The 14,493-nt window shown below is 39.8% G+C and carries 14 protein-coding genes and 2 tRNA genes; 7 read left to right on the top strand and 9 right to left on the bottom strand.

The window, feature by feature from the left end; genetic code table 11:
• Window positions 1-62: 62 nt before the first annotated feature.
• Window positions 63-755 (top strand): M48 family metallopeptidase, encoded by a 693-nt coding sequence (locus LOC50_RS05045; RefSeq protein WP_250653908.1) that lies wholly within the window; start codon window positions 63-65, stop codon window positions 753-755.
• A 20-nt stretch (window positions 756-775) separates the two neighbouring features.
• On the opposite strand, the gene LOC50_RS05050 is transcribed toward LOC50_RS05045, so the two are convergent.
• Together LOC50_RS05050 and LOC50_RS05055 are read right to left on the bottom strand one after the other, a co-directional pair.
• A tRNA-Tyr gene (locus LOC50_RS05050) sits at window positions 776-860 on the bottom strand.
• A 49-nt stretch (window positions 861-909) separates the two neighbouring features.
• Window positions 910-994, bottom strand: a tRNA-Tyr gene (locus LOC50_RS05055).
• Between the two features lie 112 nt (window positions 995-1,106).
• Here LOC50_RS05055 and LOC50_RS05060 point away from each other — a divergent pair.
• Window positions 1,107-1,634 carry a VC2046/SO_2500 family protein gene (locus LOC50_RS05060; RefSeq protein WP_036982252.1) on the top strand — a complete coding sequence of 176 codons (528 nt, stop codon included), beginning with the start codon at window positions 1,107-1,109 and terminating at the stop codon, window positions 1,632-1,634.
• A 270-nt stretch (window positions 1,635-1,904) separates the two neighbouring features.
• A complete protein-coding gene (locus tag LOC50_RS05065) occupies window positions 1,905-2,207 on the top strand; it encodes a DUF6172 family protein (RefSeq protein ID WP_036982253.1) in 303 nt (100 codons plus the stop codon).
• Between the two features lie 67 nt (window positions 2,208-2,274).
• Here LOC50_RS05065 and LOC50_RS05070 read toward each other — a convergent pair whose 3' ends face one another.
• The 3 genes from LOC50_RS05070 to LOC50_RS05080 all read right to left on the bottom strand — a co-directional run bounded on the left by LOC50_RS05070 (window position 2,275) and on the right by LOC50_RS05080 (window position 4,009).
• Window positions 2,275-2,751, bottom strand: a complete 477-nt coding sequence (locus LOC50_RS05070) for a YchJ family protein (RefSeq protein ID WP_250653726.1) — start codon at window positions 2,749-2,751, stop codon at window positions 2,275-2,277.
• A 39-nt stretch (window positions 2,752-2,790) separates the two neighbouring features.
• Window positions 2,791-3,225, bottom strand: a complete 435-nt coding sequence (locus LOC50_RS05075; RefSeq protein ID WP_250653909.1) for a SulA-like leucine-rich domain-containing protein — start codon at window positions 3,223-3,225, stop codon at window positions 2,791-2,793.
• Window positions 3,226-3,547: 322 nt separating this feature from the next.
• Window positions 3,548-4,009, bottom strand: a complete 462-nt coding sequence (locus LOC50_RS05080) for an SEL1-like repeat protein (protein ID WP_214552619.1) — start codon at window positions 4,007-4,009, stop codon at window positions 3,548-3,550.
• A gap of 118 nt (window positions 4,010-4,127) precedes the next feature.
• Between LOC50_RS05080 and LOC50_RS05085 the strand changes: the two genes are divergently transcribed.
• Together LOC50_RS05085 and LOC50_RS05090 are read left to right on the top strand one after the other, a co-directional pair.
• Window positions 4,128-5,420, top strand: coding sequence for an NCS2 family permease (locus LOC50_RS05085; RefSeq protein WP_008113045.1), 1,293 nt, complete (start codon window positions 4,128-4,130; stop codon window positions 5,418-5,420).
• Window positions 5,421-5,592: 172 nt separating this feature from the next.
• The gene (locus tag LOC50_RS05090; protein ID WP_250653727.1) at window positions 5,593-6,924 is read left to right on the top strand and encodes an IS4 family transposase; all 1,332 of its coding nucleotides are present in this window, start codon (window positions 5,593-5,595) and stop codon (window positions 6,922-6,924) included.
• A 49-nt stretch (window positions 6,925-6,973) separates the two neighbouring features.
• Here LOC50_RS05090 and LOC50_RS05095 read toward each other — a convergent pair whose 3' ends face one another.
• Complete coding sequence (locus LOC50_RS05095) at window positions 6,974-7,729, bottom strand: hypothetical protein (protein WP_250653728.1); 756 nt, start codon at window positions 7,727-7,729, stop codon at window positions 6,974-6,976.
• Window positions 7,730-8,024: 295 nt separating this feature from the next.
• On the opposite strand from LOC50_RS05095, the gene cysB reads away from it, so the two are divergent.
• The gene (gene cysB, locus LOC50_RS05100) at window positions 8,025-9,002 is read left to right on the top strand and encodes an HTH-type transcriptional regulator CysB (RefSeq protein ID WP_036982269.1); all 978 of its coding nucleotides are present in this window, start codon (window positions 8,025-8,027) and stop codon (window positions 9,000-9,002) included.
• 265 nt (window positions 9,003-9,267) lie between these two features.
• Here cysB and LOC50_RS05105 read toward each other — a convergent pair whose 3' ends face one another.
• The 3 genes from LOC50_RS05105 to pabB all read right to left on the bottom strand — a co-directional run bounded on the left by LOC50_RS05105 (window position 9,268) and on the right by pabB (window position 12,672).
• Entirely contained in the window at window positions 9,268-10,644 is a 1,377-nt protein-coding gene (locus tag LOC50_RS05105) for an L-serine ammonia-lyase (RefSeq protein WP_250653729.1), read from the bottom strand.
• Between the two features lie 101 nt (window positions 10,645-10,745).
• A complete protein-coding gene (locus LOC50_RS05110; protein ID WP_069439638.1) occupies window positions 10,746-11,321 on the bottom strand; it encodes an NUDIX hydrolase in 576 nt (191 codons plus the stop codon).
• Entirely contained in the window at window positions 11,314-12,672 is a 1,359-nt protein-coding gene (gene pabB, locus LOC50_RS05115; RefSeq protein WP_076922521.1) for an aminodeoxychorismate synthase component I, read from the bottom strand. Before pabB ends, LOC50_RS05110 begins: the two co-directional genes overlap by 8 nt.
• 166 nt (window positions 12,673-12,838) lie before the next feature.
• On the opposite strand from pabB, the gene LOC50_RS05120 reads away from it, so the two are divergent.
• Complete coding sequence (locus LOC50_RS05120) at window positions 12,839-14,365, top strand: fumarate hydratase (RefSeq protein ID WP_008112774.1); 1,527 nt, start codon at window positions 12,839-12,841, stop codon at window positions 14,363-14,365.
• Window positions 14,366-14,493 lie beyond the last annotated feature (128 nt).

Raw genomic sequence — 14,493 nt, forward strand, 5'->3', positions numbered from 1 at the left:
GCCGTTATGGTACAAGGTAAAATAAAACCCAGTGGTTAATTATAAATAGGCAGCATTCATTGTTGGATTACACTTTAAAGCGTAGTAAGCGAAGAAAAACAGTGGCTATCAAAGTTGCACAACGTGAGCTTACGGTATATGCGCCCCATTTTGTAACGAAAACACAAATTAATGAATGGCTGTTAAGTAAACAGGACTGGATTGATGCTCAGTTACATAAGCAACAAATTCAAGCCGATACACGACAGTTTCCACTCAAAACCCAGAGTATTAAATTATTTAATGAAGCTGTTAATGTGCAATTTGAAAACGCAGCACGCACTCAATGGCAGCAGCACAATGAAAGCCAAACGCTGTTACTGAGTATTTCTTCACGTGTAAAGCATCAAACGCAAATGTATCAAAGTTTGCTAGAACAGTTTTTGCATGAGAAATTAGAAAGTTATATTGAAATGCGAGTTAACGATTATTGTCAGCTGATGGGTGAAAAGCTACCGAGTAATATTCGTATTCAATTGTATAAACGTCGCTGGGGTAGTTGTAATCGCAGGCGTGAACTAACCTTCAACTTACACTTGGCAAGTGCACCGACATGGGTCATTGACTATGTGATTGTTCATGAATTAGCACATTTAAAATATTTAAATCACAGCGCTCAATTTTGGCAACTTGTGGGATTATTTTATTCAGATTATAAACAAGCAAGTAACTGGTTAAACAATCATGGTATGAGTTTACAGTGGGTATTTGAATAAAAAGAAATAAGGTAGAGAAGTGGTGGAGGGAGCTGGATTCGAACCAGCGAAGGCTGAGCCGTCAGATTTACAGTCTGATCCCTTTGGCCGCTCGGGAACCCCTCCACACTAACTGTTATTGCATTTGGCCCCACTTAACTTAGCCTAAGAAAAGTGGTGGAGGGAGCTGGATTCGAACCAGCGAAGGCTGAGCCGTCAGATTTACAGTCTGATCCCTTTGGCCGCTCGGGAACCCCTCCAATGCAACGCGGCAGATAATAGCAAACTTCTTATTTAAGTAAAGAAAAAAGCTAAAGAAAATTCAAATTTAGCCGATAAATACTTATTAATTAGTTAAATAGGCTAAAGTCTATGCAGATTGGTGATTTGTTAATCACGGAGAGCCAGTTAAAAACGAGGCTTAACGAAAGTGTGCACGAAAACCGCCGAGGCGAGTTTGCACTTTTATTAGCAATGCTCTCTCACGATGCACTCGATTTTAGTGAATTCCACCTACCCAAAAGTGACACTAAGCATTATCAAGCTGATGAAGATGCTTTGCGTAAACAATTTGGCGCAGGTCCAAAGCAGCCATTAGCGCCAGATACCTTTAATATGTTAATTGGTAAAAATAACACAGAGCTTTTAGCAAAAATGGGAAGCGCTGTAGGGATGAGTGATATAAAGTTAACTCAGTGCTTAAAGCCTGAGCCATTTAATATTCGTGATGATAAAAACCACATTCCACTGACTGTCATTGATAACTGTGAACTAGCAGTCCGTCGACGAATTCAAAATACCAACACCGAGCTATCAAACCCTCAAATGGATGCGGTGGCATTTTATGATGATTTACAAAATGAAGCTATCCACCAGCCATTACATTTGTTTAGTGCCTAACTATATGTGTTCAATTGCTGCTTTATACATGCCATTTGATTGTAATAAACTGAGTTTATAGTAGAAAGTAACTATTGATTTTATAGATGCCATTTGATTGTAATAAACTGAGTTTATAGTAGAAAGTAACTATTGATTTTATAGATGCTTTATTTTAATAACTGATTTAATATAAAAAAAGCATCCAAAATTTAAATGCAATTGCTATAATGGCGCAAATGGTATGACATTAAATGCCATTATCATTAAACCAAGGTAATTAGGAACGTAATGAAGAAAACATTCACGCTGAATCATGAGAAAATCAAATACCCTCGTATGGTTGATGCTGCAAAGCATGAAGTGAAAAAATATTTGAAAAGAGAACGTAATAAAACTTTACCTGTTGATGCCGACTACTGGGCATTTGATTGTAAGTTTGGTAACACGGTTGAAGAAGCCCAAGTGGTTCACGTTGCTGAAATTAACAATCACATCAGTGAAATTGAAAAGCAAGGTTTAACTTCTTTTTACTTAGAGATTTTAGCAAGACCTGCACAGCGTCAAGATTTCGATGAAGATGATGGCGAGTAAAACGCTAATTTGCGTTTAGTGTAGTTTTTGAAAATGGGCCTTGTGGCCCATTTTTTGTAGCTGTTATTTATACACTATGACACTTTTTATACTTTTTATTACTGCCGCAAGGGCACGTATCATTGCGTTTTACTTTAATATCGGCAACCGGTGTAATCTCACCATCAAGGTATCGCCATTGTCCATCTTCTTTAATAAACCTTGAATTTTCTGCCAACTCGCAATATAAATTTTGATAAAAGTAGTGAGCTTTAAATGTAACAAACCCTGTTTCATCATTATAACCAGAGTCTAATATGGTTAAGTTTATAAAACGGCAACTATTTGCAAAATCTTTAATTTCTGAAATTGAGTTTTCAGCTTGTTTTTCTTTTGCATAACTTTCACGAACAAAAACCGCGTTTTTAACAGCATAAGCACTGTAGCGTGCACGCATAAGTTGCTCTGGTGTGTGTGGCTGTTTGGTTTTTAAATGAAAAGGCTCGCAGCAATCAGCATAAGGTTGCTGACTGCCACAAAAACATAATAGGGCGTTAGAAGTCATGATAAATGTACTGTGTATTAAAACGCTAGTTTATCAAGCTTATTGCGTAAGTGAAATCTCAGAATGAGCGCTTTTTTTGCTAAAGCAATACAACTTAGTGCGCGTATGGCTCAAGTTTAATGATAACTGCGACAGTTGTTGGTTATTTATTATGTCAGTCCAGGTGATCACCGCAGCAAAATTTCCATTGTGAAGTGCAGAATTTAAAACATACTCTAAATTAACTAAATGTTTTTGACGAATAACCAGTAATTTACTGGTATCAATTGAGCATGAATCAAGTAGCGCTTTGCTCGGTACGTTATCTGGTGCTATTAACAGTGTCCATGCGTTTAGGCTGTTGTATTGGTGTAATACTTTTAATAACTCAAACGTTGCTGAAATTTCATCTTCAATTTGTATAACGTTAACACAATCTGATTGGTCATCTTGTTGATAGCTTTTAACTGTTCTTACGGTAATTGGCTGTAACATAATCTTCTCACTCACTGGGTTTTTATACAGTACATTCATACAGTAGTTTATACAGTTGTTTGGTGCAAGTGTTTTTTTGCTATTTTTTGTACAGTTATTCATCTTAAAACGCGACAGTTACTATAAATATATAAATAATCTATATATAACAATGGTTTAATTTTTATTGAAAGTTAATGCCCACAGAATTAATTTTAAGGCTGGGAACAAATAAATACAGATGAACAGGGGGTATACAGTAGTTTAAATTAATTAAGCGTGCTTGTTTTGGCTATAAACGCTTAATTAATTTACAGATGAAATGAGTTGCTGGGCAGTGAAATTATTTTTCGCTACTAGGAGGGATCAAATGTGAGAATTGTAACTGGTGAATTTGTTCATACAGGCTGGCTGCGTAGCATTGAGCATCTTTAAGTCGTTTGGTATTAATATGTTTTCGTATATCGCTCATTGCTTCTATGGCAGGTTCATAGCCTTGACTACCGGCTAAGCTAAGCCACGCAGCACCATGAAATACACTTTGCGGCACACCTTGTCCTTTTATAAAAAACAGCCCTAAATAAAACTGCGCGCGATAATTTCCTGCCATTGCTGCCAAACGCATCCATTTTGCGGCTAAGGCGCCTTGTTCATTTTTAAGGTAATAAAGGGCTTTATTTAATGTGTCTTGATCGGTGTTTTTAGAGCTCGCAGGGAGATTTGCATCGCTTGGTTGCGTTACAAAAGAAAGAATGTTGTCTAATTGTTGCTCTAAGTCTTGGCCACTTGGTGTCGTTTTGATCATGCTACTTCGTTTGTTATTTTAATCACTTAGCTAGTTTAGTATATAGCAAGGTAAAATGTCCTCTAAAAAGTTATTTTTATGCTAAAATCTCGCCACTTTTTACAACCACAAGTTTATTATGCTCGAAGCCTTATTCAAAATCCGTGCAAATGATTCTTCGGTTCGCCGTGAATGTATTGCCGGTATGACTACATTTATTACGATGGTTTATATCGTATTCGTTAACCCAGCTATGCTTGCTGAAGCGGGTATGGATCAAGGTGCTGCCTTTGTTGCCACCTGTATTGCAGCTGCAATAGGGTGTTTTATTATGGGTTTGTGGGCCAATTACCCACTGGCATTGGCACCGGGTATGGGATTAAATGCATTTTTTACCTATGGTGTTGTATTAGGTATGGGTTATAGCTGGCAAGCTGCGTTGGGTGCGGTATTTATGTCAGGGTGTATATTTTTAATTCTAAGCTTATTTAAGGTGCGAGAGTGGATTATTAATGCAATCCCTCTGGTGCTCAAGCAAGCAATAGCAACGGGTATTGGCGCATTTTTAGCTCTCATCGCACTTAAAAGTGCCGGTATTATTGTATCAAGTCCTGCAACACTGGTGCAGTTGGGTGATATTACCTCGCCGGGTCCTTTATTGGCTATTTTCAGCTTTTTTGTTATTGCTGCACTGCTTTATCGCGATTTTAAAAGTGGCGTACTGATCAGTATTTTACTAGTCACCGCGATTGCTGTGTCTATGGGGTTAGTGGAGTATCATGGTGTTATTGCAATGCCACCTTCTATCATGCCGACCTTTATGCAACTGGACTTTAGTGCCGCGTTTGAACTGTCGATGTTGAGTGTTATTTTTGCGTTTTTATTCGTTGATTTGTTTGATACCTCAGGCACGTTAGTTGCGGTAACTCAGAAAGCTGGTTTAGCAGATAAAAACGGTAATATGCCGCGTTTAGGTCGTGCATTAAGCGCCGACAGCACAGCTACCATTGCAGGTGCAATGCTCGGTACTTCAACAACCACGTCATACATTGAGTCTGTTGCAGGTGTATCTGTTGGTGGTCGAACTGGTTTGACCGCTGTGGTTGTGGGTTGCTGCTTTTTACTGATGATGTTTTTTGCGCCTTTAGCTCAAATGGTGCCTGCATACGCAACCGCGGGAGCTATTTTATATGTATCTGTATTGATGCTACAAAACTTAAAGTTTGTAAATTGGGACGACATGACTGATGCAATTCCGGTGAGTGTTGTATTATTAATGACACCGCTGACTTTCTCAATTGCACACGGTATTGCACTTGGTTTTATTTCTTATACGGCGGTAAAAGTGCTGTGTGGCAAAAAAGATCAGGTAAGCATTAGTGTCTGGATTTTAACGGCCTTGTTTATTGTTAAGTTCGCATTTTTATCTTAATGCAGGCAGCTTGTTAGAATATGTATATGTTCTAGTATGTAAACACAAAGTGAGGCAAAATCCTATTCAAAAAAAAGCCCATGCAACTGCATTAATGCGGATCGTTTAAGTTAATTGAACGATCTTTCAGAGGCTTCATAATAGGCTACAACAAAAGTTGTGGCCTATTTTTATGTCTGAATTTATTAAAGAATTACACCTTACTACTGAGTTTAGCCAAGATCGTGATATTGATTCGTTTACTAAGCATATTCCCCTTGAGTGGATTGAAGCAGCCGTTACTCAAACAGGGAGAGCCTCTGTGCGTAAACGACGTTTCCCCGCCGAGCAAGCTGCTTGGCTTGTATTAGGGATTGGTTTATTAAGAAACCGCTCAATATCTGAAGTCTGTGACAAACTAGAGCTCGCTTTTCCTGACGCTAAAGGAGAGCTTCCACCATTGGCGACGAGCAGTATTATAAAAGGGAAAGAAAAGCTAGGCGCAGCACCTATGAAACACCTTTTTAAACATACAGCAACGCAGTGGGAGCAGTCGCAAACTTTTGATGACGTGTGTGGTTTAAAGCTGCTCAGCATTGACGGTACACAATTTAAAACTCAAGATACACCGAGTAACCGTCACTTTGGCTATGCTAAATCGACAACAAACTTCCCCTCAGTACTTGCTGTGACCTTGATGTCGACAAGAACGCATTTAATATCCGATGCAGCGTTTGGCCCCATTACTCAAAGTGAAATTCATTATGCTCAACAGCTTGTTGGCTCAGCACCTGACTATTCATTGACGCTATTTGATAGAGGTTTCTTTTCGGCTGAACTATTTACGAGCTGGCAAGGCGTTAGCGAAAACCATCATTGGCTTACACCCATCAAAAGCAAAATGCGCTATGAAATAACGGAGTCATTTAGCGATTACGACCACTTAATAACAATGCCTATTTCACCACAAGCTAAGAAATCAGCCCCTTACCTAGGTGATACATGGCAAGCAAGGCTTATTCAAATTCCGACACCTAAAGGGGAAATAAAAGGGTTCATCACCTCATGCGCCTGTCCAGAAAAGTACCCGCTGAAAGCGCTACTCGATGTGTATTGGCAACGATGGGAAATAGAGCGAGGCTATGGTGAGCTCAAGCAATATCAACTATCAAATAAACCAGCATTACGGAGCTTGAAACAGGAAGGTATTTATCAAGAGCTCTGGGGTATTCTGACATCATATAATATCGTGAGACTAGAAATGGCAGAGATGGCTAAAGCCCATAAAGTTGAGCCATTACGCATCAGTTTTATTAACGCATTATACCTCATACAAGACGAGTTTTTATGGTGTTCAGGTCGAAGCCCAGGGACAATCCCTAAAAAGCTAAAAGAACTACGTGAAAACGGTAAACGGCTAATATTACCGGAGAAAAGAAAGCGAAAAGCTTATCCGCGAGCGGTGCTGGCAAAGACACAAAAATATCCGGTTAGATATAAACGAAAAAACACCACTCGTTCTTAAACGAGTGGTGTTAATGCAACTGCATGGGCTTTTTTATTTAGAAAGGATGTTACCATTTCTTTTTAGGTGCAAATAATACGTCTAAATCATCTTGCTCTTGTTCGTTCTTTTTCTTCAATGATGTAGCATTTGATGCCTTGAGTTCATTACTTATCGTTTCAAGGTAGCCTTCAACTTCAGCTCGTTTTGCCGTAATGTAATCGTCATTAAATGAAACACTGTTAAGTGTGGAAGCTGCTTTTTCAAAGTACTGCCTTGCAGAGCCAACCATACCGGCTGTTTGTGCTGCTAGACCACGTTTTATCTGGCTTTCAATGTTGATTCTTAGTTGTAGCTTTTCAAGGCGTTTGTCTTCTGCAATAAACGCTTGGCTGTCTACTTTGCCTTTATTATGCTCAGAACGAATAATAGTACGGAGCTTTTTTATACCCTGTATTAGTGATATCAGTTGCTTGTCATTACCTGGTAAAACAAAATCATCTGAACCGTCTTGAATTGGGTTTTGTAGTCGCTCTTTTGCTTCTTTTAAGCGGTTTTTTAGTCCACTACCTCCGCTTGAAATAGGCACCATTTGACTGAGCGCATCATGAATTCGTCGTTGTAATATTCGCTGAGTTGCCTCTGAAAGTGGAATGTTGGCGCTATTCATTAATGCTTCTTCGGTTTCTTCAATGATTGCTTTTTGTTTTGTTAACTCTTTGCGTCGTTCAGCTTCTTGTTTTTCTTTGTGTTGCTGAACAGCACTAACCAATAGTGCAATGACTATAAGTGCAACAATTAATACAATTATAATGGAAACGATCATGTTATAATTCTCAAGTTCTTAACCTTATTATCTAATCTTACATTAAATATATAAAAGGTGGGAAACTTTGCTCAGATTAACTGAAAAAAGCGTCACCATAAAGCGTTTAAATCTTAATATGTTATGTTTCGATTGCTGATAATCATTGCTACCTCAAGTGTATTTATTGTGTTAACCTGAAATTTCAATATATTAATTGTTACATTGTGTAACCTTAATCAGCCTTTTATATAGCTACCTATAGTTAGGGTGCGTTTTTATCTGTCAATGTGAATTATAACGAAACTACATAGCCATGAAATTACAACAACTTAGATATATCGTAGAAGTTCAAAATCATAAATTAAATGTTTCAGCTACGGCTGAGAGTTTATTTACCTCCCAGCCTGGTATTTCTAAGCAAGTACGTATGTTAGAAGATGAGCTCGGTGTACAAATTTTTGGCCGCAGTGGTAAGCATTTAACTCATGTTACAGGCGCTGGCGAAGAAATCATTAACATATCACGCGAAATACTCTCAAAAGTTGAGGGTATTAAAGCGGTTGCGAATGAACATACGCTGCCCGATCAAGGCAAACTTAATATTGCGACTACGCATACACAAGCACGCTATGCGTTACCAAGTGTAATTAAAGGCTTTACTCAAAAATACCCAGCAGTGTCACTACATATGCACCAAGGTACGCCTCAGCAAATATCGGATGCAGCTGCGCGCGGTGATGCAGATTTTGCGATTGCTACTGAAGCACTGCACTTATATTCAGATTTAGTTATGTTGCCTTGTTATCACTGGAATCGCAGTATTGTGGTTGCTAAAGATCATCCACTTGCGAAAAAAGCCGATAACTTAACGGTGGCAGATATAGCGCAGTATCCATTGATCACTTATGTATTTGGTTTTACTGGTCGCTCAGAGCTTGATAAAGCATTTAACGCCTACGGACTTGAGCCACATATTGTATTTACTGCCACCGATGCTGATGTTATTAAAACGTATGTGCGTTTAGGACTAGGTGTGGGTGTGGTTGCATCTATGGCAATTGATCAGGTAAACGACAGCGACTTAGTGTGCATTGATGCTAGCCATTTATTTGAGGCGAGCACGACTAAAATTGGCTTTAGAAAGGGCAGTTTTTTACGCACCTACATGTATGACTTTATCGAACGTTTTGCACCGCATTTAACTAAAGAGCGAGTAGAGCGTGCGAGTTTACTGCGTAATCAAGAAGATGTTGATAAGTTATTTGCTGATATTGAATTGCCGGTTAAGTAACCGCCATAAACAGCAATGAAAAGCCGCTTAGTTTTGCAACTAAGCGGCTTTTTTTGTGCTATGTAATTAACCTGAACTGTGGATAATAAATCCATCTCAAGCAGCTATTTTCAGCGCTAACTGCGTTGAATTTACTTGCAATAGGCGAGCTATTGACGCGTAATTTCGCCTTGTTTTCACTAAAAATCTCTAGCTAGAGAAAATAAACATAAATATCATTTTGATTCAATATGTTAGTAAATCTCTTAACCAGAGTTCAGGTTAATTAGCACTCGATAATATTAACGGCCAGTCCACCGCGAGCGGTTTCTTTGTATTTTGTTTTCATATCGTTACCCGTATCGAGCATGGTTTTTATTACTTTATCCAGCGATACTTTTTGCTCACCACTACCGCGAATAGCCAGGCGCGACGCATTAATTGCTTTAATAGCGCCCATTGCATTACGTTCAATACAGGGGACTTGCACTAAGCCGCCAACAGGGTCACAGGTTAACCCTAAGTTATGTTCCATACCAATTTCAGCGGCATTTTCTACGTGTACAACGTTACCACCAACAATTTCAGTAAGTGCGCCTGCGGCCATTGAACAAGCAACACCGACTTCGCCTTGGCAACCCACTTCAGCACCAGAAATAGAGGCATTCTTTTTATATAAAATGCCTATTGCAGCGGCAGTTAATAAGTAGCGGGTAGCAATATCACGGTCTACTTCTTTAATAAAAGTATGATAATACATTAATACTGCAGGTAAAATTCCGGCTGCGCCATTTGTGGGGGCAGTTACTACACGTCCTCCGGCTGCATTTTCTTCGTTTACAGCTAATGCGAATAAATCAACCCAGTCCATGGCGCGCAGCGGGTCGTTACTCACTTCTACATTAAGCTTTAAATATAAGCTTGGCGCACGGCGTTTTACTTTTAATCCGCCAGGTAAAATACCTTCGGTGCGCATACCTCGCTCAATACAGGCTTTCATTACTTGCCAAATATTAAATAGCTCATCTTTAATGGCTTCTTCACTGCGTAACGTTTTTTCGTTTTTCATCATTAACGTTGATACGCTGTAACCCGACTCTTTACACATTTCGAGTAATTCTTTAGCCGTTCCAAACGGGAACGGGGCAGGGTTTTCTTCACGAATATCTAAGGCCGCTTGTTTTTCTTTTTCAAACTCTTCATCCGAAACAATAAATCCGCCACCAATAGAGTAGTAAACTTTGCTATATACTTTTTCGCCATTGTTATAGGCAATAATTTCCATTGCGTTGGAATGTTTAGGGAGTGTCTTTCTGCGATGGAAAACAATCGCGCCCTGCTTAGGGAATTTAGCTTTGTGAGTTTGGTTTAGGTAAATAACCTGTTCTTTTTCAATTTTAGCGAGTATGCCATCCACTAAATCGGCATCAATGGTTTCAGGATCATACCCTGCTAAGCCAAGTATCACTGCTTTACCAGAGCCGTGGCCAACACCTGTTTGGCCAAGCGAGCCGTAAAGCTCTACTTTTACATCGGTCACATTTGCTAATAGTTGTTGTTCATCTAGGTCATTAACAAATAAGCGTGATGCACGCATTGGGCCAACGGTATGTGACGATGAAGGGCCAATACCAATGCTAAACATATCAAATGCACTGATCATAATGTGTGTCTCTACTTAGTTTTCTCAGCATTCAGCTGTTCTTTGAACGGTCGACTATAATAACGTGGAAATGCAGGTGTGTAACCCTTATTAGCAAAGATTTAAACTGGTATGGCGAGTTGTTTTGTAAAGTTTTTAATAATGCTGGCTGTGGCACCCCACAAAAGCCCGTGAGGAGTGATAAAGCCATTTAAAGTTAGGGCTCTTCCATTACGTTCAAAGGGGATTGGTTGCCAATTAGCTTCGTTGTTCAGCGCTTTTATAGAGAGTAAAAAGCTGGCTTGTACTTCGTTATGATCGTTCTCCCATACCGTTTCTTTTTTAATTAAGCCCACAAAAGGACGTATAGTAAATCCAGTAAGGGTAGAGTATTCCGGCAGCTGGCCTAAAACTTGAACATTATGCGGGGCAATGTTTAGCTCCTCGTGTAATTCACGCAGTGCCGTGGTCCGCAGGTTAACATCATTAATTTCAAATTTACCACCTGGTAAACAAATCTCCCCAGGGTGGTGATGTAAATAGATTGGCCGCTTACACAATAAAACATGTGCTTCATTATCAATATCAATCAAAGGTAGCATCACTGCACTGGCGCGCTTTTTTTTATTATCTTTGAGCTGATCCACAGTTAAACTGCGGTTTAATTGAAAACGAGCCGAAATGGTTTCACTATTCAAAGCGACCCTCATTTAATATAGGGAGTATTTTATTTACTTTATCGTAAGTTTCTTGATATTCCAATTCGACTTTTGAATCAGCAACAATGCCACCGCCAGCCCAGCAGTGTATTTGTTGTTGATGTGTAACTAAAGTTCTAATAGTAATACTGGTATCCATATTACCGCAGGCGCTAATATAGCCAATAGAACCACAATAAATGCTGCGTCTGTGCGGCTCCAGCTCTTCTATTATTTCCATTGCGCGCACTTTTGGTGCCCCGGTAATAGACCCTCCAGGGAATGCAGCTTCAAGTTGATCGACTGCTGTTTTTCCTTCATCAAGGATGGATGTAACTGTACTTACCAAATGGTGTACTGCCGGAAAGCTTTCAATAGCAAATAAAGAAGGTACAACAACAGAGCCCGATTTTGCGACTTTACCTAAATCATTTCGTAGCAGGTCTACTATCATTACATTTTCAGCGCGGTCTTTACTTGAATTTGCCAGTAAGGTTGCTTGTTTTGCATCCTCAAGGGCATCTTCTTTGCGAGGTAAAGTCCCTTTAATGGGTTTTGTTTCTACTTTATTGTCGTGTACTGCAATAAAACGCTCGGGTGAGATTGATAAAATAGCGCCCTGAGGATGATTAATAAAACTAGAAAAAGGCGCTTTATTAGCCTGAGTTAATTTAACATAGGCGCTCCAAGGCGAGCCTTGGTAATGTGCGCTAAAACGCTGCGCTAAGTTAATTTGATAGCAATCACCACTTTTTAGGTATTCTTCAATCGCGGCAAACTTTTCGCTATAGCTAGTCTGACTCATATTTGACTGCCACGGTGATGTAAGCGAAAAGCTCTCGTGTTTAGGTGGTTGCGCTAAATATTGCTGATATAGCCAAAGGCGGTCTGCATTGGGCTGCGAAACATAAAACCACGTGCGCAGTTGTTTATCGTAAATCAGTGCATCAAGGTAAAGTCCAACCGCCATTTGCGGTAAATTTATGTCGTGTAAAGCGCTGCTTGGTAGTTGCTCTATAGTACGGCCTAAGTCATAGCCAAAATAACCCAGCCAGCCACCATTAAAAGGTAAGTTGTTGGCGGCTTTAGTGCTGTCTAACTTTGCCAGTTCATTATTCATTATTTCAAAGCAGCTTTTTATGTTTGGCTGGTTATTAAAAACGCTTTGATTATTTTCGACTTCAAGGGTGCTCTGGGGGGCAATCGCAATAATGTCAAAACGACTGTTTATGTGATCACTATCACCCGAATCTAATAAAATGGCGTAAGGCAAATGAGCAAAATGCGAAAATACCTCAATACAATTTTGTGATATGGCTAATTCAACACAATTTTTTTTATTGTTTAGCATTTACTACCCCTATAAGAACTGGCTCCAAACGGGCTGGGAGGGTATCATAAGTCAAATTTATTTGGCAGCGTTTAGTGAGCGCTGTGGTTGAAAACAGTTCGAACCACCGTCACGGGTTTGATATCGCTTACGTGAAGCGTGAGTAACAACAACTTAAGGAACCACTATGAGTACAATTCGTCAGCAAGACTTTATTGATAGCATTGAAGATGCCTTGCAATATATCTCGTTTTACCATCCTCTTGATTTTGTTCAAGCACTAGAAAAAGCGTATAACAAAGAACAAAGTAAAGCCGCTAAAGATGCGATTGCGCAAATTTTAATTAACTCGCGTATGTCGGCAGAAGGTAAGCGCCCACTGTGTCAAGATACCGGGATCATTACTTGTTTCGTAAAAGTAGGGATGGATGTTAATTGGGATAAAACCGACTTAACAGTACAACAAATGGTTGATGAGGGAACGCGTCGTGCGTACTTAAATCCAGATAACCCTTTACGTGCATCGATTGTTGCAGATCCTGCGGGAACACGTAAAAACACTAAAGATAATACGCCATCAGTGGTTCACATTGACTTAGTTGCAGGCGATAAAGTCGAAGTGATGGTCGCTGCTAAGGGCGGCGGCTCAGAAAACAAAAGTAAAATGGTGATGTTAAACCCATCTGACGATGTGGCTGAGTGGGTAGAAAAAACGCTACCAACAATGGGGGCGGGTTGGTGTCCACCTGGCATGCTAGGTATAGGTATTGGTGGCACGGCAGAAAAAGCAGCGGTAATGGCCAAAGAGTCATTAATGGATCCGGTTGATATTCATGAACTAATTGAGCGCGGCGCAGAAACAACAGAAGAAAAGCTGCGTTTAGAAATTTTTGAACGTGCGAATAAATTAGGTATTGGTGCGCAAGGCCTTGGCGGTTTAACCACGGTTGTTGATATTAAAATTAAAACAGCGCCTACTCACGCAGCTTCAAAGCCAGTGGTTATGATCCCAAATTGTGCTGCTACGCGCCACGTTCACTTTACCCTTGATGGTTCAGGCCCTGCGAATTTAAAAGCACCTAAATTAGAAGATTGGCCAGAAGTGACTTTCGAAGTGGGTGAGGGTACACGCCGTGTTAATTTAGATACTCTTACTAAAGAAGACACTAAAGAATGGAAAATGGGTGAAACCGTTTTACTCTCAGGTACTATTTTAACGGGTCGAGATGCTGCTCATAAACGTCTTCAGGATATGATCAACTCAGGGGAAGGTTTACCTGAAGGTGTTGATTTTGATAACAAGTTTATTTACTACGTTGGCCCTGTGGATGCAGTAGGCGATGAAGCAGTAGGTCCAGCGGGTCCTACAACGGCAACACGTATGGATAAATTTACCGATATGATGTTAGAAAAAACCGGCATCGTGGGTATGATTGGTAAAGCTGAACGAGGCCCAGCAACGGTTGAGTCTATTAAAAAGCACCAGTCAGTGTATTTGATGGCGGTAGGCGGTGCGGCTTACTTAGTATCTAAAGCAATCAAAAAAGCACGTGTTGTTGCCTTTGAAGATTTAGGTATGGAAGCTATCTACGAATTTGAAGTAGAAGATATGCCAGTAACAGTTGCCGTAGACAGTGAAGGAGCAAATGCACACACCCAAGGCCCTGCTATTTGGAAGGCAAAAATTGAAGAGCTAGACAGCAAAATGAAGTAAATTTTTACTTAAAAAGCAATCATATAAGCGAGCACTGTGTGCTCGCTTTTTTATTTACTTTTATATTTGCAAAGACTTATACACCTCAGACCAGTTTATGCTGCATAGGCAATTAGTGTATAAGTCAC

The sequence above is a fragment of the Pseudoalteromonas sp. SCSIO 43095 genome (genome assembly GCF_023650455.1).
Lineage (GTDB): Bacteria > Pseudomonadota > Gammaproteobacteria > Enterobacterales > Alteromonadaceae > Pseudoalteromonas > Pseudoalteromonas tetraodonis.